The organism is Labilithrix sp., assembly GCA_019637155.1.
Lineage (GTDB): Bacteria > Myxococcota_A > Polyangia > Polyangiales > Polyangiaceae > Labilithrix.
This window is the reverse complement of sequence record JAHBWE010000010.1, coordinates 310,839-329,574: the sequence shown is the minus strand read 5'-3', so window position 1 is coordinate 329,574 and position 18,736 is coordinate 310,839. Positions and strand designations below refer to the sequence as shown.

General features: G+C 71.6%; 21 protein-coding genes and 1 other RNA gene. 13 read left to right on the top strand and 9 right to left on the bottom strand.

Annotated elements, in window-relative coordinates; all coding sequences use genetic code 11:
- Nucleotides 1-87 precede the first annotated feature (87 nt).
- Nucleotides 88-1,434, top strand: a complete 1,347-nt coding sequence (locus KF837_22900; protein ID MBX3230188.1) for a hypothetical protein — start codon at nucleotides 88-90, stop codon at nucleotides 1,432-1,434.
- Nucleotides 1,435-1,478: 44 nt separating this feature from the next.
- Here the strand turns inward: KF837_22900 and rnpB are convergent.
- An RNA gene (gene rnpB / locus KF837_22895) (RNase P RNA component class A) lies at nucleotides 1,479-1,889 on the bottom strand.
- Between the two features lie 11 nt (nucleotides 1,890-1,900).
- On the opposite strand from rnpB, the gene KF837_22890 reads away from it, so the two are divergent.
- The gene (locus KF837_22890) at nucleotides 1,901-2,296 is read left to right on the top strand and encodes a hypothetical protein (GenBank protein MBX3230187.1); all 396 of its coding nucleotides are present in this window, start codon (nucleotides 1,901-1,903) and stop codon (nucleotides 2,294-2,296) included.
- Between the two features lie 100 nt (nucleotides 2,297-2,396).
- On the top strand, nucleotides 2,397-2,993 hold the full coding sequence (locus KF837_22885; GenBank protein ID MBX3230186.1) for a hypothetical protein: 597 nt from the start codon (nucleotides 2,397-2,399) through the stop codon (nucleotides 2,991-2,993).
- A 268-nt stretch (nucleotides 2,994-3,261) separates the two neighbouring features.
- Here the strand turns inward: KF837_22885 and maf are convergent, their stop codons facing one another.
- Nucleotides 3,262-3,942, bottom strand: coding sequence for a septum formation protein Maf (gene maf / locus KF837_22880; protein ID MBX3230185.1), 681 nt, complete (start codon nucleotides 3,940-3,942; stop codon nucleotides 3,262-3,264).
- Between the two features lie 61 nt (nucleotides 3,943-4,003).
- On the opposite strand from maf, the gene KF837_22875 reads away from it, so the two are divergent.
- Nucleotides 4,004-5,167 carry a hypothetical protein gene (locus KF837_22875; protein MBX3230184.1) on the top strand — a complete coding sequence of 388 codons (1,164 nt, stop codon included), beginning with the start codon at nucleotides 4,004-4,006 and terminating at the stop codon, nucleotides 5,165-5,167.
- Nucleotides 5,164-5,982 carry a hypothetical protein gene (locus KF837_22870; GenBank protein ID MBX3230183.1) on the top strand — a complete coding sequence of 273 codons (819 nt, stop codon included), beginning with the start codon at nucleotides 5,164-5,166 and terminating at the stop codon, nucleotides 5,980-5,982. The genes KF837_22875 and KF837_22870 overlap by 4 nt, the downstream gene beginning before the upstream one ends.
- A 164-nt stretch (nucleotides 5,983-6,146) precedes the next feature.
- On the opposite strand, the gene KF837_22865 is transcribed toward KF837_22870, so the two are convergent.
- Nucleotides 6,147-6,965, bottom strand: a complete 819-nt coding sequence (locus KF837_22865; GenBank protein ID MBX3230182.1) for a hypothetical protein — start codon at nucleotides 6,963-6,965, stop codon at nucleotides 6,147-6,149.
- 28 nt (nucleotides 6,966-6,993) lie between these two features.
- On the opposite strand from KF837_22865, the gene KF837_22860 reads away from it, so the two are divergent.
- The 3 genes from KF837_22860 to KF837_22850 are packed head-to-tail and all read left to right on the top strand — an operon-like array spanning nucleotide 6,994 to nucleotide 9,601.
- Complete coding sequence (locus KF837_22860) at nucleotides 6,994-8,046, top strand: sphingosine kinase (GenBank protein ID MBX3230181.1); 1,053 nt, start codon at nucleotides 6,994-6,996, stop codon at nucleotides 8,044-8,046.
- Between the two features lie 2 nt (nucleotides 8,047-8,048).
- Nucleotides 8,049-8,981 carry a hypothetical protein gene (locus KF837_22855; protein MBX3230180.1) on the top strand — a complete coding sequence of 311 codons (933 nt, stop codon included), beginning with the start codon at nucleotides 8,049-8,051 and terminating at the stop codon, nucleotides 8,979-8,981.
- Complete coding sequence (locus KF837_22850; GenBank protein ID MBX3230179.1) at nucleotides 8,978-9,601, top strand: hypothetical protein; 624 nt, start codon at nucleotides 8,978-8,980, stop codon at nucleotides 9,599-9,601. The genes KF837_22855 and KF837_22850 overlap by 4 nt, the downstream gene beginning before the upstream one ends.
- A gap of 3 nt (nucleotides 9,602-9,604) precedes the next feature.
- Here KF837_22850 and KF837_22845 read toward each other — a convergent pair whose 3' ends face one another.
- The 4 genes from KF837_22845 to KF837_22830 form a co-directional block, all read right to left on the bottom strand.
- Nucleotides 9,605-9,832, bottom strand: coding sequence for a (2Fe-2S)-binding protein (locus tag KF837_22845; protein ID MBX3230178.1), 228 nt, complete (start codon nucleotides 9,830-9,832; stop codon nucleotides 9,605-9,607).
- A 142-nt stretch (nucleotides 9,833-9,974) separates the two neighbouring features.
- Nucleotides 9,975-10,445 carry a bacterioferritin gene (bfr, locus tag KF837_22840; GenBank protein ID MBX3230177.1) on the bottom strand — a complete coding sequence of 157 codons (471 nt, stop codon included), beginning with the start codon at nucleotides 10,443-10,445 and terminating at the stop codon, nucleotides 9,975-9,977.
- A gap of 85 nt (nucleotides 10,446-10,530) precedes the next feature.
- The gene (locus tag KF837_22835; protein MBX3230176.1) at nucleotides 10,531-12,594 is read right to left on the bottom strand and encodes a hypothetical protein; all 2,064 of its coding nucleotides are present in this window, start codon (nucleotides 12,592-12,594) and stop codon (nucleotides 10,531-10,533) included.
- Nucleotides 12,595-12,627: 33 nt separating this feature from the next.
- Nucleotides 12,628-13,293, bottom strand: a complete 666-nt coding sequence (locus tag KF837_22830; GenBank protein MBX3230175.1) for a hypothetical protein — start codon at nucleotides 13,291-13,293, stop codon at nucleotides 12,628-12,630.
- 117 nt (nucleotides 13,294-13,410) lie between these two features.
- Here KF837_22830 and KF837_22825 point away from each other — a divergent pair, with 117 nt between their 5' ends.
- Both KF837_22825 and KF837_22820 read left to right on the top strand, forming a co-directional pair.
- Nucleotides 13,411-13,809, top strand: coding sequence for a polymer-forming cytoskeletal protein (locus KF837_22825; GenBank protein MBX3230174.1), 399 nt, complete (start codon nucleotides 13,411-13,413; stop codon nucleotides 13,807-13,809).
- A 417-nt stretch (nucleotides 13,810-14,226) separates the two neighbouring features.
- Complete coding sequence (locus KF837_22820; GenBank protein ID MBX3230173.1) at nucleotides 14,227-14,715, top strand: hypothetical protein; 489 nt, start codon at nucleotides 14,227-14,229, stop codon at nucleotides 14,713-14,715.
- Nucleotides 14,716-14,851: 136 nt separating this feature from the next.
- Here KF837_22820 and KF837_22815 read toward each other — a convergent pair whose 3' ends face one another.
- Nucleotides 14,852-15,424 carry a DNA-3-methyladenine glycosylase gene (locus tag KF837_22815; protein ID MBX3230172.1) on the bottom strand — a complete coding sequence of 191 codons (573 nt, stop codon included), beginning with the start codon at nucleotides 15,422-15,424 and terminating at the stop codon, nucleotides 14,852-14,854.
- Between the two features lie 65 nt (nucleotides 15,425-15,489).
- Entirely contained in the window at nucleotides 15,490-16,089 is a 600-nt protein-coding gene (locus KF837_22810) for an OmpA family protein (protein MBX3230171.1), read from the bottom strand.
- Between the two features lie 65 nt (nucleotides 16,090-16,154).
- Between KF837_22810 and KF837_22805 the strand changes: the two genes are divergently transcribed.
- From KF837_22805 to KF837_22795, 3 genes are all read left to right on the top strand, one after another.
- The gene (locus KF837_22805) at nucleotides 16,155-16,733 is read left to right on the top strand and encodes a hypothetical protein (protein MBX3230170.1); all 579 of its coding nucleotides are present in this window, start codon (nucleotides 16,155-16,157) and stop codon (nucleotides 16,731-16,733) included.
- A 13-nt stretch (nucleotides 16,734-16,746) separates the two neighbouring features.
- The gene (locus KF837_22800) at nucleotides 16,747-17,916 is read left to right on the top strand and encodes a GNAT family N-acetyltransferase (protein ID MBX3230169.1); all 1,170 of its coding nucleotides are present in this window, start codon (nucleotides 16,747-16,749) and stop codon (nucleotides 17,914-17,916) included.
- A 194-nt stretch (nucleotides 17,917-18,110) separates the two neighbouring features.
- Complete coding sequence (locus tag KF837_22795; GenBank protein ID MBX3230168.1) at nucleotides 18,111-18,731, top strand: hypothetical protein; 621 nt, start codon at nucleotides 18,111-18,113, stop codon at nucleotides 18,729-18,731.
- Nucleotides 18,732-18,736: the final 5 nt, after the last annotated feature.

Here is an 18,736-nt window from a genome sequence, read left to right as displayed (position 1 = left end):
CGGTGTCCGTTCCGCGAAAATCCGTGAGGACCCCAGTCAGTGGTTCCCACGCGATCCAGCCAAAGCCATGTGGTAGGGGAAATTTGGATGCGTGGATGGCTGCTCGCGCTCGCGATCGGTTTCGCCGGATTTGCCGGCTGCAAGTCGCCCGGCGCTTCGACGGGAGACGCTGGCCCCGCGGCGTCCAACAGCGGGCCGGCCTACTTCGCGACGGACGCGGGGATCGTCATCGTCCAGGACGGGACGCTGAAAGAGCTCCCGGTGAACGTCCACATCAAGTTGAAGCTGCAGCTCGCGCCGGACGGCACGCTCTACGGCGCGAGCGGCGTGCGCAAGCCCGGCGTGCGCGTGCGCGACGGCCACATGACGGAGCTCCCCGTAACGTGGAGCTCTGCTGCGGTCGCCCCCGACGGCAAGGTCTGGATGCTCGACGAGGGCCTTCAGATCCTCGACGGCGAGAAGGTGACGAAGCTGGAGAGCCCCGAGGCCAACGACGTCGGCGTCGCGCCGGACGGCACCGTCTTCCTCGCGCGCTGGCTCGACGAGCCCCGACGCGTCTACCGTCGTGAAGGCGACACGTGGAAGGTCGTCGAGGAGCTCACGGCTCTCCTGGCGAACGACCAGATCCGCGGCTTCGTGGCCGGACGAGGCGGCGAGTTCTATGTCGTGATGAGCGCCTCCGTCACCAGACGCGACGGAGGCGCGTGGCGGAAGGTCGAGCTCCCTCCGACCGCGTTCGTGCTCGCTGCTGGTGGTGTCTCCCCGAAGGGATCCCTGCCGCTCGTCACCCGTGACGCGATCGTCGTCGTCGACGCCGACGGCACCGTCGACGTCCTCGACACCTCGGTCCGACCGGAGGACGTAACGGCCATCGCGTTCGACGGACAGGAGCGCCTGTGGCTCGGGGGCGAAAGCGGCGTCTTCGTCCTTTCGCGAAAGGGCCAGGTGCTCCAGCGCTGGCCCGTCGGCGTGCTGCCCGCCGCGCCCTCGAGCATCGCCGTCCATCAAGGAGGGCCGGCCCTGCCCGACGTCCCGCCCGTGGGCGTCCGCGGGACGATTCGCGGGAAATTGATCGTCGACGGGAAGGCGGGCGCCCACACGAAGGTCGAGCTCTGCGCGTCCCAGGCGTACGAGCCGCGGCCTCGCTCCGGCGCGAAGGCCTCGGAGCGATTGGAGTGGACGATGAAGCGGGACACGAGAGGACCGAGCCCGCCTTGCGAGTTCGCTCCGCTCCGCTTCGCGACCGTCACGGACAGCGACGGCGCCTTCGAGCTCTTCGACGTCCCGCGGCAAGAGTACATCCTCACCACGAAGCCGAGCGAGCGCTGGGAGGTCAAGTCGTTGGCAGCGCGAGGGAGGCTCTGCTGCCGTGACCTCACGCAGGGCGAGACGCTCGAGCTCGGCGACGTACGCGTCCAAGCTCGGACCGAGTGACGAGCCGCCCGCACAAAGCGCGAGAGCCCCTCGCGGGGCCCTCGTGGTCGACGTCGTCCGTAAGCCGAGTTCTGTTCCGTGGCGGGGTCGCCCCCGCCGCGGCGGCGTATCATTCCTCTAGGGTCGTCATTGCTGCCGACCTCGAGCAGCCTACCCGCGGGCTCGAACGAGCCGTCCTCCACCCTCACCTTGCGGATCGGGCATGCCCGCCTACGTGGCCTTGCTCCCGATGGGGTCTGCCCTGCCGTCCCCGTTACCGTGGACGCGGTGGGCTCTTACCCCGCCGTTTCACCCTTACCCGACGTGCCGAAGCAGGCCGGGCGGTCTCTCTCTGTTGCACTTTCCTTGGCGTTCCCGCCACCGGGCGTTACCCGGCATCGCGCTCTGTGGAGCTCGGACTTTCCTCCCGTCCTCGGCCGTGAGGCTCCGGACCGGCGATCGCCTGTACGGCGTCGACCGCCCCAGCATGCGTCGGCCCCTCGCCCGCCGCAAGGTCTGCCTTGCGCACGAACGCGAGCGCCGTGACGAACGGCACGACCACGAGCCCGTAGCGCCCCGCCCCGAAGAAGACCGCGTGCGTCGCCGCGGTCGCGAGCAGCACCGCACCCGAATAAGGAAGCAGCAGCGGTCCGCGCCACCGCGCGAGCGCGAGCGCGCCGAGCACGAGGTACGCCGGCCACGCGTGCACGGTGAACGCCGACGCCGCGCCGAGGAGCGCGACGACCTGGACCGCCCGCGCCGGCGCGCGCCCGATCGCGCCGAGCCGCGCCATCGCGACGAGCGCGGCGACGAGGAGCACGCGCGACACGACCGTCTCGACCGTGCCGAGGCGCACCTTCGCGTCGTAGGTGAACTCGGATGAATTTGCAGTATGCAAGTACCACGGCGCCGCGCCGAAGTAGTCGAACGTCGCGTGGAGCTTCGCCGGCACGTGCGCGAGCCAGCGCCCCGGGGCCGCGACGATGGCGCGGCGCGCGGCGGCGCCGAAGCACTCGTCCTTCGCCGCCTCCTGGAAGACCTCCTTGCACTCGTCCGGCACGACGATCTCGCGCCACGCGCCGTCTTCGGTCTGCGTCCCGATCGCGAGGTTCCAGCCGCCGTTCACGCTGACGAGCGCGCACCGCTCCATCCGCGCGCAGTTCCGCGCCGTCCACGGCAAGCAGCACGCGAGCACGATCGACGAGACGAGCGCCGCGCTCACGAGCCGCTTCCGCCACGGCAGCTCCCACGCCGCGAGCGCGCCGAGCACCGGCGCGAACACGAGCGACTGCGGGCGCACGAGCACCGCGACGCCGAGGACGATCCCCGTCGGCACGAGCCGCCCCGACGCCGCGAGCGCGCCCGCGATGACGAGGAGCGCCGCGGTCGGCCCCTCCGTCATGACCGCCGGCGTGTACGGCACGAGCGCGGGGTGGAGCGCGACCGCGAGCCCGGCCGCGAGCGCGAGCCGCGCCGCCGTCGCCCGCCGCGCGAGGGACCACGCCGCGACGCCCGACCCCGCGCCGAGCAGCGCGTTGAGGACCATCGCGACGACCGGCTTCGCGCCGAAGAGGAAATAGCCGAGCGCGACGAGCGCGGGGTATCCGACCGGGTAGTGCGCGGCGTACGTCACGACGCCGTCGGGCCAGAGCCACGTGTAGCCGTGCCCCTCCGCGATGCGCGTCGCGACCTTGTCGTAGTACACGCCGTCCGCGGCGGCGGGGATGCGCGCCGCGGCCCACGCGACGACCGCGAGCCGGACCGCGAGCGCGACCACGAAGACGCGGAGCGCGTCGCGCCGCGCCCCCCGGTTTCCAGCGAAACGGGTTCGCTGGAGGACGGAGGGCATCAGATCCAGAGGCCGAGGCGCTCGAGCGCGACGACGACCTCGCAGGCGGGGAGGCCGACGACGTTGGAGTACGAGCCGTCGATGCGGGACACGAGCGCCGCGCCGCGCCCCTGCACCGCGTAGGCGCCGGCTTTGTCCTTCCCCTCGCCGCTCGCGACGTAGGCCCGGACCTGTTCCGATGAAAGCGCGCGAAACGTCACCTTCGTTTTTACCGTCTCTTCGTGGAGCGCGCGCGCAGGAGACTCCGGCGCCCCGATCGCGAAGCGCGTCCAGACCTCGTGCGTCTTCCCCGCGAGCCGCGCGATCATCGCCTCGGCCTCGGCGTCGTCGGCGGGCTTGCCGAGGATCGCGCCGTCGTCGATGACGGACGTGTCCGCGACGAGGACCGCGCCCGCCGCGGAGGCGATGTTCACCGCCTGGAGCGTGTCTCCGCGCTTCACCCCTCCGCCCTGCGCGAACGGCTTGCTCGCGGCCGCGAGCTTCGCGAGGACGATCCGGACGAGGTACGCGTCGGGCGACTCGCCCGCGCGCACGTCCTCGTCGACGTCGATCTTCGAGACGAGGGACGGGATCCCGATCTGGTTCATGATCTCGCGCCGCCGCGGCGACGCGCTCGCGAGGAGGAGCGGCTCGCCCTCGGAGAGGGGTGCACGGATCGCGGGGTCGGGAGGAGGCGCCATGGAAGGACGGTCTTTTCCCAATGAGGCCGCGGAGTCAACTCTGCTATGGTGCGCCCCGCTCATGCCGTCCTCCTTCTCGCGCGCCGCCGCGATCACAGGAGCGCTCTTCGTCGTGACGGAGGTCGTGAGCGAAAACGCGGCCTCTGCGCAGCAGTGCTCGAACCCCACGATGAGCACGTGCATCAACTCCGACACGCTATGGCCGCACGCCGGTCCGCAGCGCTTCGTCGCGGTGGGCGGCACCGAGACGGTCACGAGCGGACAGGTCGGCTTCGGCCTCGTCGCGACCTACCTCTCGCGCCCGATCCTCCTCAACGCGCCGACGCCCGGCGTCACCGGGGTCACGCCGGACGGCACGCTCCAGGTCGGCACGAGCCAGTACGCGGTCGACGACCAGGTCAACGCGAATTTCCTCTTCGCCTACGGCATCACCGACCAGCTCGAGCTCGACGTCGCCGCGCCGGTCACGCTCGTGCAGAACGGCGCCGGCACGAGCTCCATCACCGGCGGTCGTTCGCTCCGCGACACCGCCGTCCGCGACATGCGCTTCGGCCTCGCGTACGCGATCGTCCCGCGCGCGCGCGTCGCGCCGGACGTCGCGGTGGAGGAGGGCGGCAAGGGCCGGAGCTGGTCGCTCGCGGCGCGCATGATCATGACCGCGCCGATCGGCGACAACCGAGACTTCGCCGGCGAGCGCACCGTCGTGTACGCCCCGAGCATCTCCGCCGATTACCGCGTGTCGCGCCTGTTCTTCGGGACCGAGGTCGGCGCGCGCATCCGGCCGATCGCCGAGCTCGCGGGCGCGCGCGTCGGCACGCAGGTCACCGCCGCGCTCGGCGCCGGGGTCGACATCCTCCCGCAGGAGCTCCTCTCGTTCCTCGCGGAGGGCCGCGTCTACTCGAACCTCCCCGAGCAGCGCGCGACGAGCTTCACCCCGTCGCGCACGATCGCCCCCGCGGAGTGGCTCGCCGGCCTCCGGAGCGCGCCCTTCCTCGCGGGCGACATCTCCTTCTACGCCGGCGGCGGCGGGCCGATCCCGATCACGGACGATCCGATCACGGTGCCGCGCTTCCGCTTCGTCCTCGGCGTGTCGTACGCGCCGCTGCGCCGCGACAGCGATCGCGACACGATCCCCGACCGCAACGATCCCTGCCCGCGAACGAAAGGTGTGCCCGGCTACGAACGGCCTGGCTGCGCGCCGCTTCCCGGAGAATCGACGAAATGACGACGGTGACGACATCGAACGCCCGCCATCTCCTCTTCCGGCTCGAGGCCGGCGCCCGCCTCCCCGACGACCTCCTCGCGAAGCTGCGCGACGAGGTCGTCCTCGCGGGCTGGCTCCGCGCGAGCGCCGTCCTCGAGGACGTCGAGCTCCGCGCCGGCGCCGGCCCGGCGCGCAAGCTCACCGGCACGCTCCACGCGATCGCGATCGAAGGGAGCATCGGCCTCGCCGGCGGCGACGTCTCGTGCGCGCTCCGCGCGGTGCTCGCGCGCGAGACCGACAACGGCCTCGAGACGCTCGCGGGCGAGATCGTCTCCGCGCGCGTGAAGGCAGCGGACGGCCTCGCGATCGCGCTCGACGACGTGACCGCCACGCGCGAAGGCGGCTACCTCGGCTCGCTCGCCGTCAACGCGCCGTCGTCCCCCGCGCTCCCCGCCCCCGCCCCGTCCGCGCCGGCGCCCGTCGCCGCGCCGCCGCCTGTCGCTGCGCCGCCTCCGCCTCCTCCAGTGCCGCCGAGCGAGCCGGACGTCGCGAAGCCCAAGCCGTCGCCGACGTTCAGCGCGCCCGCGCTCCCGCTGAAGCCCGTTCGTCCGCCGGTCGAAGAGGACGAGCAGGTCTACCCCGACGCCGGAGACGTGGTGGAGCACTTCGCGTTCGGTCGCTGCGAGGTCGTGAAGAGCGACGGCGATCGCCTCCACATCCGCCTCGGCAAGGACGGACGCATCAAGGAAGTGGCCCTCGAGATGCTGAAGGTCACGCCCCTCGCACCGGTCGAAGGCGCCACCGGCAACCACTTCAGGCTCGACCGCAAGCTTTGAGGGTTCTCAACGTCAGGGGCTTCGCCCCCGACACCCCCACCCCAGACACGGCCCTCGCGCGGAGCGCTCGGGGCGCTTCGCGCCCGCATTCGCGGCCGCTTCTGGGGCCCGTTCTCGTTGGGGCGGAGTGGGCGCAGAGCTGCTGGGGCCTTCTCGGTGTTGGGTTATCCGCGGACGCGGGCGGGGTGGGGGCCTATCCGGAGCTCGGTGCCGGGTTTTGATTGGGACCATTTGACCATCGCGATGGCGACGGGCTTGCCGGAGGTGGGGCCGATGGCGGCGCTCTTGACGTCGCCGACGGCGGCGCCTTCCGGGGTCGTCACCGCGTCGCCCTTCGCGGGGAGGTCGCCTTCGATGTCGAGCGGCACGAGCTTCTTCTTCACGTGGCCGCGGTTCTCGAGCATGTAGACGACCTCCTGCCCGAGGTAACAGCCCTTGTCGAAGGAGACCGCGAGCTTCTCGAGCGAGGCCTCCTGCGGGTAGAGCGTGGTGTCGAACTCGACCCCGAAGCGCGGGAGGCCGTGCTCGATGCGCCGCGCGTCCCACGTCGCCTCGTCGTCGAGCGCGAGCTTCGCCGCGAGCGCGTCGGCCTCGGCGAAGGGCACCGCGAGCGCGCGGCCGGGCTGGCCGAGCACCTCGAGGCTCCCGGCGAACGGCGCGGCCGCGTCCGGCGCGCCTTGCACGAGGAACAGCGTGAGCTCCTCCGCGGTGAGCTCGACGTCTTCCATGATCAGGTAGTGATCGAGCGTCGTCATCAGCTCGTCGCGCAGCGCGGCCGGGACGAGGAGCGCGAGCGCGTCCGGGCCGGGCACGGCGTAGAAATCGGCCTGGATGCGGCCCTTCTTCTCGACGACGAGGCCGTAGGCGGCCTGATCGGGCGCGAGCTTCGCGAGGTCGCAGGTGACGAGGCCGTTGAGCCAGGCCACGCGGTCCTTGCCGCGTAGGACGATTCCCGTGCGATCCGTCGTTCTCACTCCGCTCATGGGTACGAGTCATAGGAGCGCCGTTCGCTTGACGGAAGCCCCACCGGCGGTCACCCTGGCGGCGGTGCCCGGAATCGGCGTCATCTTCAACCCCAAGAGCGGCCGGAACCTGCGCGATCCGCGGGCGGCGCGGCGGCTCGCGAAGACGCTCGGCGACCAGGGCGTCATCCGCGAAGCGGGCTCGATCGACGAGCTCTACCGCGTGGCGGAGGACTTCCGGAAGCTCGACATCGACGTCCTCGGCATCAGCGGGGGCGACGGCACGAACGGCACCACCATCACCGGGTTCCTCGACGTCTACGCGGGCAACGCGCTCCCGCGCATCGCGTTCCTCCGCGGCGGGACGATGAACACCGTCGCGAACGCGTGCGGCGTCCCGCGCGGAAAGCCGGAGGGGCTCCTCGAGCGCTTGTGCCGCGCCTACGTGCGCCGCGCGGCGGAGCCGCTCGCGGGGGTGGAGCGCCACGTGATGTGCCTCGAGGCCGAGCGCGGCACGAACCGCGGGAGCGATCGGCCGCCCGCCTCGATGCGCGCGCCCGCGCTCGCGAAGAAGTACGGCTTCAACTTCGGCACCGGCGTCGTCCCCGGCTACCTCGCGGAGTACTACGCGTACGGCAAGGGCCAGCCCCCGAACCCGCTCATCGCGGCGAAGACGCTCGCGCGCGGCATCGCGAGCGCGGCGGTCGGCGGCGAGATGATCAAGCGCATGGCCGCGCCCTTCGACGGGTGGGTCGAGCTCGAGGACGGCACGGTCTGGAGCGAGCGGAGCTACCTCGCGATCGCGGGCGGCACGATCGACCAGATCGGCCTGAATTTCCGGCCGTTCTACCGCTACGCCGAGACGCCGAACACGTTCCACGTCCTCGGCATCCACACGTCGCCGCTCGGCTTCGTGTCGCAGCTCCCGCGCATCTGGCGCGCCCAGCCCATGCGGCCGGGGCACACCTTCGAGGCCGTCACGAGCCACCTCGTCATCCGCTCGCGCACGCCGATCCGCTACATGGTCGACGGCGATCTGCACGCGTGCGACGGGGCGCTCCACGTCTCGATCGGTCCCCGCGTACGCATCGTTTTGACGTGAGCATGCTCGGACGCGTCTTCGCCATCGCGATGAACACCTACCGAGAGGCGGTGCGCGCGCGCGTCCTCTTCGGGCTCCTCGCCGCCGCGCTCGCGGTGAGCGCCTACTCGCTCGTCATCGCGACGATGTCGATCCGCGACGAGATGCGCATCGTCGCCGACCTCGGCGCGGCCGGGATCTCGGCGTTCTCCGTCCTCGTCGCGGTCATCCTCGGCGCGACCTCGCTCTACCGCGAGCTCGAGCTGAAGACGGTGTTCCCGATCCTCACGCGGCGCCTGCGCCGGCACGAGTACGTCGTCGGCAAGTACCTCGGCATCCTCTCCGTCCTCCTCGCGTTCGTCGCGATCGACGGCGCGTCGGTCCTCGGGATCCTCGCGGTGCAATCGGGCGCGCACGTCGGCGCGACGCTCGGCGCGGCGGGCGGCCTCCTCGTCCTCCTCGGCGTCGGCCTGTGGCGCGCGAAGCGGACGCGCGTGTACCTCGTCCTGCCCTGGGCGCTCGTGGCGTTCGTGGTGATGGCCTTCCTCGCGAGCGGAGCGGGCGGCGAGCGGCAGCTCCTCGTCGTCTCGTCGCTCCTCACCCTCGCGGAGGTCGTCATCGTCGCCGCGATCGCGACGCTGTTCTCGTCGTTCTCGTCGCCGTTCCTCACCGCGATCTTCACGGTGATGGTCTTCCTCATCGGCCGGAGCGCCGACACGCTCGGCAACTTGCCGGCGCGCGTCTTCGGCGAGACGGTGCGCGCGATCGGCATCGTCCTCGCGAAGGTCTTCCCCAACCTGAACCTCTACGTCCCGCCGCGGCCGGTCCTCCTCGGGCAGGTCCCCACGATCCATCTCCCGACCTACGTCGCGAGCGCCTGGCTCAACGCGGCGCTCTACGCGGTCGTGCTCCTCGTCCTCAGCGCGATCGTGTTCCGGCGCCGGGACTTCCAGTGACGCGTCCGCTCGCGACGGTGCTCGGTGCGCTCGTCCTCGCGCTCGTGGTCCTCGCGACGGCGTGGTGGAGCCGCGCGCGCGACGGCCGTCGCTCGCTCGCGGAGTCGAGCGCCGCGCTCGTCCGCGGCGATCGCGTCGAGGCGATCGTCCATGCCCGCGCCGCCGCCCAGGCGCGCTGCCCGTGGTGCGAGGCGCCGGAGCTCGGGTACGCGAAGCTCTACGCCATCGCGCGCGACGCGGAGTCGAAGGCGGACCCGGCCACCGCGGTCCTCGCGTGGCAAGCCGTTCGCGCCGCGACCCTCACCGCGGCGTGGCTCGACACGAACGACTCACGCCGCGAGCGCGCGGACCAGGAGATCGCGCGGCTCCAGCATCGCATCGACGCGATGAGCGCGGCGGCGGGCACGACCTCGCCGGCCGCGACGGAGGAGCGGCTGCGGAGCGTCCTCGCCCCGAGCCCGGTCCCGTCGACGACGTTCTTCGCCGTCGTCGCGACGGGCGCGCTCCTCTTCGCCCTCGGCGCCGCGCGCTCGATCCGCGCGAAGCTCCTCCGCGCGCAAGACGTCGCGCTCGCGCTCACGGGCGGGGCGCTCGCGGTCGTCGGGGTGCTGAGCTTCTGACGGTCAGGCCGCGCGGGTGCGGACGAGCGCGGTCTCGGGGAGGAGCTGCGCGTGGGCGACGAGCTGCGGGCCGGACGCGTCGGCGGCCTCGAGGTGGTCCTCGATCAGGTCTTCGATCATGCCGTGGCAGGCGCCGCAGTCACCGCCGGCGCCGCAGGCGCGCGTCACCGCGTGGCGCGTGTGGCAACCTTGTCCGATCGCTTCACGGACGGCAGTGTCGGAGACGGCCAAGCAAACGCAGACGTACATCGATAGGTGAGAAGCATAATGAAAGTCGTTTTCAAATCAAGGCCGGACGTGAGCGACGACGCGCAGGTGAGCCGTCGTCGCAAGCAATTTCAATAAGTTAGGCAGCGTCGCATAATGTGCGTTTTTAGGCGCGAATCTGCTGGGAGAGGTAGAGGGCCTCGCCGAGCTGCTTCACCTGATCGAGCTGCGCCTCGAGCCAGTCGACGTGCTCCTCCTCGCTGACGAGGATGCGCTTCAGGAGGTCCTCGCTCCCGTTGTCGCCGACCTGGCGGCACTGCTCGATGCCTTTGTTGAGGAGCGGGATCGCGACGCGCTCGATCGCGAGATCGTTGTTGAGCATCTCGACGACGGTCTGCCCGATGTTGAGCTTCCCGAGCTTCTGGAGGTTCGGGAGACCCTCGAGGAAGAGGATCCGCTCGATGAGCATGTCGGCGTGCTTCATCTCGTCGATCGACTCGTGTCGGATCTTCGCGTGGAGCCGCTCGTACCCCCAGTTCTGGCACATCTTCGCGTGCAAGAAGTACTGGTTGATCGCGGTGAGCTCGCCGAGCAGGACCTCGTTGAGCAGGTCGATGACCTTTTGATCGCCTTTCATCCTCTGTGAATCGCACCGTGACCAGGTGCCCGCAAGGACAAGACGTGAAGCCGAAAGTCGCTTGCAACAAAAGTTGTGAGCGCGACTACGGCGCCGCGAAATCGAGCGTGATCCACACGTCGACGCCGTCGCGTCCGACGCGGTGCGATCCGTTCGCGTGGAGGGTCACGCATCCGCAGCGATCGCGCAGATCGAAGCCGCCGCGCACGGCGACGAGCTCACGCGTCGTCGCGTCGGCGTCCGCGCCGATGGAGGTCGTGAGCGCGTGCATCCACGGGATCACCGCGGTCGCGCCGCCGGTGGTGCCGCGCCGCGCGAGGAAGCCCGCGGCAGGCTCGAGCGGCGCGTCGGTGAGAGCGCGAGCGAGGACGGGGTCGAGACCGGTTCGGGTCGCGACGTTCGCGACGAAGCGCACGCCGTCGGCGCGGCCGACGCGGGCGCGGCCGACCACCGCGCTGCCGTCGGTCGTGAGACCGCTCTCGGCGTCGATCCCGGCGTACGTGCTCGTCGCGGCGGCGCGCGCGCGGACGAGCGCGGTCGGGCGAGCGCCGTACGCGACGCCGCCGGACGCGCTGACGGTGAGCGCGTCGCGCGTCGCCCAGCGACCGAGAGAGGAAGAGATGCCGGCGTCGGTGATCGGCGCGGTGCCGCGGACGACGGCGCCGCCGCGACCCGGCCGCGTGCCGAGGAGCGCGGCGCCGCGCGCGTCGAGGACGGCGGCCTCGGCGAAGGGCTCGATGACGTGGAGCACCGGATCGTTCCGGTCGTGCGGATCGTGATCGGGCGGCGTGAAAGCGCGCGCGAACGGGACGCCGAAGCGAAGACGCGCGGAGGCGGTCCGGTCGCTCCCCGTGCGCGCGTTCTCCGCGACCACGTCGCCGGCCCCGCGCGCGGAGAGCGACGCCGCGATCGGTCCGAGCGTCTTCGCCACGAGCGCGCCGAGCTCCGCGCGCGCATAGCTCACGGTGTCGGGTGTGCTCGCGGCGGCGCCGGTGCTCGCGGCGGTGCTCGCGGTAGGGGCGGCGGGGCCGGTGCTCGCGGTGGGGTCGGCCGCGGCGCCGGCGACGCGGAGCGCGCCGCCTTCGACGGTGGCGTCCCACGCGATCGCGTCGAGCGCGGCGCCGCTGGAGCGGAGCGCCGCGAACGGCCCGACCGCCTCCACCGCGGTGAGGTCGCCGCCGCGGCGCGTGACGGCGCGCATGCCGCTCTCGACCGCGATCGCCGACGAACGCAGCGCCGCGGACGCGACCGCGCGGTCCCAGGGCTTCGCCGCGGTGTCGAGGTCCGTCGTCGCGACGACGCCGCGGCGACCGCGGAGGACGTCGGCGTCCCACGCCACCGTCGCGAGCTCGGAGGTGCTCGCGCCGCGGGAATCGACGACGAGGCCGTCGTCGGCGCGGCGGTCGCGGCTCGATCCGGGCACGTCGAGGACGGGGGCGTTCGCGCCGACGAGGCGATCCCAGCGCACCTTCGTGTGGCCGAGCGGCGTGCGCAGCCGGACGTCGACGACGACGCCGGGCCCGACGTTCCCGGGCACGTACGTGCCCGCGCGGAGATCGAGCGCCTCGCTCGCGCCGCCGCGCTCGCGCCACGGCAGGTGCACGCCGCCGCCGAGGAAGAGGCCGTCCTGTCCGCGGTAAGCGACGTCGGGCGGGAGGAGGCCGACCTTCTCGCTCCCGCGCATCCAGAACCACGGGAGGTACATCACGGGGACGCCGTAGACCTCGAGCTTGGGGCTCTTGAGGAACAGCTCGCCGGGCGGCGCGACGATCGCCTTCTCGAACTCGATCGTGAGCGGCGTCCCGAGGCAGGGACAGAACGCGAGCCGTCCGCGGCCGTCGGCCTCGATGCCCCATTTCGTGCGCGCGAGCCGGATGCGATCGCTGCGGAGGTGGAAGGGCGCGGCGTCGATGCGGACGTCGCCGTAGAGCTCGATGCTGCGCTCCTTCGCGTCGAAGCTGACGGACTCCGCGCGCGTGCGGACGAGGCCGTGGGTGCCGAACGCCTCCTGCTCGAGGTCGAGCTCGCTCGGCTCGGTCCCGTCGTGTGTCTCGTCTTCGCCGACCTTCGCGTCGCGCGCGAGGGCCGCGCGCGGAAGTGACGAGAGCGCAGAGATGACGAGGGTGAAGGCAAGCGCACGCGTGCGCACGGGCGCTCTTATAGGGCGCCCGTTACGTCGCGGTCACTTCTTCTTACGACCCGTCCGCACGGCCCTCTTCTCCGGCTCGATCGCGGGCGCGTTGAACCAGTCGCCCTTCGGGAACTCGATCGTGAGCTGGGCGCCTTTGTCCGCGGTCTCCGTCACCTTGTAGGTCGGCGACGCGGCGGCGCGGAGGTCGAGCACGAAGAGGAGGTCCTTGCCGGCGGGGACGAGCCGCGCGCGCGAGACGGGCGTGCTGAAGTGCACGGTGACGAGGGCGTTCGTGTTGTTGTAGACGCGCGGGCTCGCGCCCTTGAGCACGTACGTGACGCTGCCCTGCGCGCGTCGCTCCTCGACCGCCACGCTCTGGGAGAGCTGCACGAAGAAGCGGGACGCGCCGTCCGAGGTCTGCTCGAAGCCGGGCATCGCGACGGTGGGCCCGCTCGACTTGTACCGCACGCGCGGCGCGGCGCCGGCGGCTGGTTTGTCGCTGTAGCCGTAGCCGCCGACGTTGTTCGTCGACTTCGCGGGGGCCTCCGCTTTCTTCTCGGTGCCCTCGTCGGTCGCGGGTCCGTTGCCGCCGGTCTGGCCCTGGCTGTCGCCGGAGGGCAGCACGTCGGGCGTCGTCTGCTGCGCCGCGCCGGGCACCGTGAACGCGAGGATGCCGAGGACGCCGAGGATGGAGGGAACGACGAATCGCGGCTTCATACGGGGAGTAGAGCACGCGGCCCCAGCGGTCCACAAACCGACCGCGCGACTCGACCCGTACTTCGATAAGCGGACGTGGTTGCCAGCCAGGGGCGGCGCTGCTACGCGGAGCGGCGCATGGACGCTCTCCCCGCCACGGAAATCACGGCACTCCTCGGTCGCGGCACCCGCTTCGAGGGGAAGCTCTACTTCGAAGGCCGAGTCCGCATCGACGGCGCGTTCAAGGGCGAGATCAAGAGCGACGACACGCTCATCATCGGCGACGGCGCGGAGATCCACGCCGAGATCGACGTCGCGACGGTCATCATCCGCGGCGGCATCGTCCACGGCAACGTGCGCGCGAGCGAGTCGATCGAGATCCACGCGCCGGGCAAGCTGATCGGCAACATCCACTCGCCTTCCCTCTTCATCGAGCGCGGCGTCGAGTTCCAGGGCTCCTGCCGCATGGACGCCGAGCCCGCCGCCGCGGCCCCCGAGCCGCGCGCCACGCGCAGCGCCCCCCAACCCCGCGCGTGAGGCTCGCGGCGCCCCCCGACGCCGCAGCGCCCCCCGACGCCGCGGCCCCCGACGCCGCAGCGCCCCCCGACGCCGCAGCGCCCCCGACGCCGCGGCGCCCCAACGCCGCGGCGCCCCCGACGCCGCGGCGCTTCAACGCCGCAGCGCCCCCGACCGCAGCGCCCCCGACGCCGCGGCGCCCCCGACGCCGCGGCGCCCAGCGCCGCGGCGCCCACGGCGGCGTCGCCGCGCGTGCCGGCCCGCGCCTCCAGCGCCACCGCGCTCGGGCTCCGACTCGGGCTCGGGCCTGCGAAGAACACAACCAAGGTTGGGCAAAAGCACAACCTTGGTTGTGCTTTTGCGCGGTCGCGAGCGTTCGCGCTCGCTGCATTCGTCGTTCTCGTGGCCGCGTGCGCGCGGGCGCCTGCGCGGAGGCCGATGCCGGGGCCGGTCGCGCAGCCGTCCGTCCGCGTGGATGCGGGGGTCGTCGACATGACGCCGGCTCCAGGCGCCGACGTGCCGTCGCTCGACGAGCTCGCGGCGCGCGGCGCGACCGATGCGCCGCTCATGCGCGAGGCGAAGCGGATCGACGACGCGTCGACGCCGGTGGAGCTCGACACGTCCGCGGCGGACACGTGCTTCCGCGCGCTCGTCGCCTCGAGCCGCCCAGTGAAGGCGTGGTTCGCGGACGCGACCAACGCCCCACGCGGCGAAGTCGCCGACGCGGCCGGCCTCGTCCCCCCGCGCGGCCCCGCCTGCGCGAAGAAGGGCGAAGCTCTGCGCCTCGTCATCGACGCGACCACGCCGGGAACGCTCACGCGCGCCGTCGTCTGGCAAGGGTATTCTTCAACGTCGGGGGCGTTGCCCCCGACACCCCCACCCCAGACACGGCCCGGCGAAGACGCCGGGGCGCTTCGCGCCCGCTGAAGCGGCCGCTTCTGGGGCCCCTTCGCGGTGGGCCGAGGCCGATCGAGCGGGACAGGGACCGAGATGCCGGAGCGCCGGAGCGCCGGAGCGCTCAGACACGGCGATGGGCTCCTGGATGCGTGGCGCCTAGCCGCGCCTAGCCGAGGCCGATCGAGCGGGCGGGAGGGCGTGAGACGTGGGGGGTGTCGGCGTCGAGGAAGCGCCAGGGGCGGGTGGCCCATTCGCCGGCGTAGGCGACGCCGACGCGGGGCGTGATGCGGAGGCGCGGGCGCCGTGTCCGCGCGGCGATGTAGATGCGGGAGGTCGAGTCGGCGAGGTCCGCGGTGTCGTCCTTGCGCGTGATCCCCAGCGCGCGCGTCAGACGACCCGGGCCCGCGGTCGAGACGCCGGGCGGCATGCCCGTCACGGGCTCGACCGCGCGCACGAGGACCGCGTGGCCCCTCCCCTCCGCGTCGCCGACCACGTTGAAGCAGTCGTACATGCCGTAGATGAGGAACACGTACGCGTGGCCCGGTGGACCGAAGAGCGTCCGCGTCCGGCGCGTGAGGCCCGCGCGAGCGTGGCACGCCAGGTCCTTCGGGCCGCGGTAGGCCTCCGTCTCCGTGATGCGTGCAATCTGCACGTGATCCGCGGACCGCACGACGAGACGGGTGCCGATGAGCGCGCGCGCCAGCACCAGCGCGTCGCGCGCGAAGAAGGCGCGCGGCAACGGCTCGGGAACGAAGTCGGAGCCGGGGGTGGATTCAGCGTCGGAGGGGAGCACGCATCGCGACGTTACAGCGCGAGCTCGATGTCGACACGGCGGTCGTGCGCCCAGCCCTCCTCGTCGGTGCCGGTGGCGTCGATCTCGCCGCGGCTCGTCGCGCGGAGGCGGTCCTTGCCGACGCCGAGGTCGACGAGGTAGCGCTGCACCGCGCTCGCGCGCGAGTCGCCGAGGCCCATGTTGTACTCGGGCTCGCCGCGCGCGTCGGTCCGGCCGATGAGCGCGACGTTCTTGTCCTTCAGCGCGCCCTCGGTCAGGCACTTCGCCACCTCCGCGAGCATGTCGCGATCCGCCGGCGCGAGCGCGGTCGAGTCGAAGTCGAAGGTCGGCACCGTTTGGTTCGAGGCCTCGCGCGGCTGGATCCCGCACTCGCGCGCCACGACGTCCGAGACCGAGAGGCCCGGCGAGAACACCGTCGGCGTCTGCACGGCCGGCAACGCCGCGGCGGGCTTCGCCATCGTCGCGCCCGTGAGCTGGGTCGTGCCGACCGGGCCGGACTTCGCGACCGCGTTCGGCGCCTTGGCGTTCTTCGATGTGAGGCCCGGCGCATCGCAGCCCGCGAGAGCGGCGAGCGACACGGCGGCGACGAGGAGCATTCGCGGGTAGGTCATGGTGCGCATCGAAGCAACCACCTTCGTGTCCGGCCAAGTTTGCTGGTAGTGATCGCGCGCGAGCCATGGACGTCCAAAAGTTCCTCGAGCCGACCGTCAACGTGGAGCGCCTCGTCGAGATCCTCGACGGCCTCGGACACGAAGGCCGCATCCACACGACGCGCACGTGGTCGAAGAAGGAGATGTCCCGCATCTTCGACGCGGTGAAAGGCCACCGCCCCATCGACGTCGACTACGTCGTGCCGATCTCGGAGCCGCTCGTCGAGGTCCAGCACGACCTCCACAACGCGCTCGGGCTCCCCGGGAAGTTCCAGAAGCGCTTCGCGAAGATCGCCGGCGATCCCTCCGTCGTCGTCGGCTTCAACGTGCAGCCGTACACCGCGTTCGCCGGCCCCGGCTACTTCACCGCGTCGAAGGGCGAAGGCGAGCACGAGGGCGAGCTCGTCATCGAATACACGAAGATCCCGAAGGAGAAGCCGGAGGGCTGGCCGAAGATCGTGGAGAACGCCGGCCTCATCCCCGGCATCGTCTACGGAGGAATGACCGACTACCTGCGCGGGATCTCCACCCACGTCTCGATCGGCAAGGCCTTCAAAGGCGGCAAGCCGCGCGGCGAATGGTTCGCGCTCGTCCGGCGCGACTGACGCGCCGTTCGTCGTGAGCCGCAGCGAGCTGATGAGAGAGCTCCGCATCGTCGACAAGATCGCCGACGTGCCCGCGGCGGCGTGGGACGCGCTCGTGCGCGACGACGCTTCGCCGTTCGTCGAGCACGCGTGGCTCGCCGCGCTCGAGGAGGCGGGGTGCGTGGGCGAGCGCGCCGGCTGGATCCCCTACCACCTGGTCCTCTACGAGGGCGGCGACCTCGTCGCCGCCGCGCCCGCGTACATCAAGACCAACAGCGAGGGCGAGTTCGTCTTCGACTGGAGCTGGGCCGATCTCGCGAGCCGCATGGGCCTCTCCTACTACCCGAAGCTGATCCTCGCGGTCCCCTTCACCCCGGCGAGCGGCCACCGCGTGCTGTGGCATCCGTCGAAGGACCGCGCGGAGATGGTCGCCGTCTTCGCCCACGCGCTCCGCACCATCACGAAGGAGCTCGAGCTCTCGAGCGCGCACGTCCTCTTCCCCGAGCCCGCCGAAGCCGAGCTCTGGGAGCAGGCCGGGATGATGATGCGCTGCGGGGTCCAGTACCACTGGTCCAACCGCGCCGGCGCGCCCTTCGCCGACTACGAGGACTTCCTCAAGACGCTCCCGCAGAAGAAGCGGACGCAGATCCGCCGCGAGCGGAAACAGCCCTCACTGGATGGAATGACGATCCAGACGATCCGGGCAGAAGAGCTCCGCGGCGCGGGCGGCGCCGCCATCGCGGCGACGATGTACGACCTCTACACCTCGACCGTCGACAAGTACTTCTACGGCCGCCGCTACCTCAATCGGCGCTTCTTCGAGCTCGTGCGACAGCGCTTCGCCGAGCGACTCGCGTGGACCGTCGCGCGCGACGCCGACGGCGACATCGTCGCGGGCGCCTTCAACGTGAAGAAGGCCGGCGTCCTCTATGGCCGCTACTGGGGGACGAAGGTCGACCGCCCCTTCCTCCACTTCAACGTCTGCTACTACCACGGCGTCGACGAGGCGATCCGCGAGCGGCTCACCACGTTCAACCCCGGCGCGGGCGGCGAGCACAAACGGGTGCGCGGCTTCGTCCCCACCGTCACGTGGTCGGCGCATCACGTCGAAGACGCGCGCTTCCGCAACGTTCTCTCCGCGCACCTCGCGCGCGAACGCGCCGCGATCGAAGCCTACGTCAGCGCCGGCGGCGACGACGAGTAGGCGCGCCTGCGCATGATGCTCACATGTCGGGATCGCGCTGGAATTCCCGCCTCTTGCACCATGCTCTGAAATGCATGGAGCCAGATCATCCCTCGGTTTTCCTGCGTTTTTCGAGGTTCCGGCCTGCGCGCGGCTTGGTTCGGGAGCTGCAGTAAGTCCCCGTGAGTCGAGCGAAGTCCCAAAGGAGCCCTCAGATGAAGATCGCGACCGTCCTCTCCCTCTCCGCCGTGTTTGCCCTCACGACCCTCGTCGCGTCCGTCGGTTGTTCGGCTCCTCCCCCCGACGGCAAGGACGGCAAGTCCTCGGCGCAGCAGAAGGAAGGCGACGACGACAACGACGACGGCGACAGCGCCGACAAGAAGCAGAGCCCGGCGAGCACGACCACGAAGCCGAGCAACGGCGAGACGCCCTCGGCGACCGGCAGCGAGGAGGCGTGCGACACCTGCCTCGCGGGCACGCCGAAGATGGGCCTCGTCCTCCAGTGCGAGAAGGACGCGAAGGACGACGCGGCGGCGGAGAAGTGCTTCACCGACGTCTGCGGCACCGACGAGGAGACCAGCGTCTGCAACGCCGACTTCGACACGTGCAAGGCGCAGTGCGCGGGCGTCGACGGCGAGGACGGCGACGACGGCGAGCTCACGCCCGATGAGGAGGCGGCGCTCGTCGCGTGCCTCGCCAAGATCCCGAAGGCGAAGGCCGCCGACGAGTGCGAGCAGAAGTGCAACAACGAAGCGTGCGCCGACAAGTGCTGGGAGGCCTGCGACAACGACCAGGCGTGCAGCGACGCCGCCGACAAGTGCTTCGGCGACGACTGAGGTCC

Coding starts and splice junctions, on each gene's coding strand:
- bfr (MBX3230177.1), bottom strand. CDS start 10,445: ATGAAAGGCGATCAAAAGGTCATCGACCTGCTCAACGAGGTCCTGCTC.
- KF837_22885 (MBX3230186.1), top strand. CDS start 2,397: ATGGCGCGGCGCGCGGCGGCGCCGAAGCACTCGTCCTTCGCCGCCTCC.
- KF837_22795 (MBX3230168.1), top strand. CDS start 18,111: ATGAAGATCGCGACCGTCCTCTCCCTCTCCGCCGTGTTTGCCCTCACG.
- KF837_22890 (MBX3230187.1), top strand. CDS start 1,901: ATGCGTCGGCCCCTCGCCCGCCGCAAGGTCTGCCTTGCGCACGAACGC.
- maf (MBX3230185.1), bottom strand. CDS start 3,942: ATGGCGCCTCCTCCCGACCCCGCGATCCGTGCACCCCTCTCCGAGGGC.
- KF837_22870 (MBX3230183.1), top strand. CDS start 5,164: ATGACGACGGTGACGACATCGAACGCCCGCCATCTCCTCTTCCGGCTC.
- KF837_22825 (MBX3230174.1), top strand. CDS start 13,411: ATGGACGCTCTCCCCGCCACGGAAATCACGGCACTCCTCGGTCGCGGC.
- KF837_22810 (MBX3230171.1), bottom strand. CDS start 16,089: ATGACCTACCCGCGAATGCTCCTCGTCGCCGCCGTGTCGCTCGCCGCT.
- KF837_22875 (MBX3230184.1), top strand. CDS start 4,004: ATGCCGTCCTCCTTCTCGCGCGCCGCCGCGATCACAGGAGCGCTCTTC.
- KF837_22900 (MBX3230188.1), top strand. CDS start 88: ATGCGTGGATGGCTGCTCGCGCTCGCGATCGGTTTCGCCGGATTTGCC.
- KF837_22855 (MBX3230180.1), top strand. CDS start 8,049: ATGCTCGGACGCGTCTTCGCCATCGCGATGAACACCTACCGAGAGGCG.
- KF837_22820 (MBX3230173.1), top strand. CDS start 14,227: ATGCCGGGGCCGGTCGCGCAGCCGTCCGTCCGCGTGGATGCGGGGGTC.
- KF837_22865 (MBX3230182.1), bottom strand. CDS start 6,965: ATGAGCGGAGTGAGAACGACGGATCGCACGGGAATCGTCCTACGCGGC.
- KF837_22805 (MBX3230170.1), top strand. CDS start 16,155: ATGGACGTCCAAAAGTTCCTCGAGCCGACCGTCAACGTGGAGCGCCTC.
- KF837_22830 (MBX3230175.1), bottom strand. CDS start 13,293: ATGAAGCCGCGATTCGTCGTTCCCTCCATCCTCGGCGTCCTCGGCATC.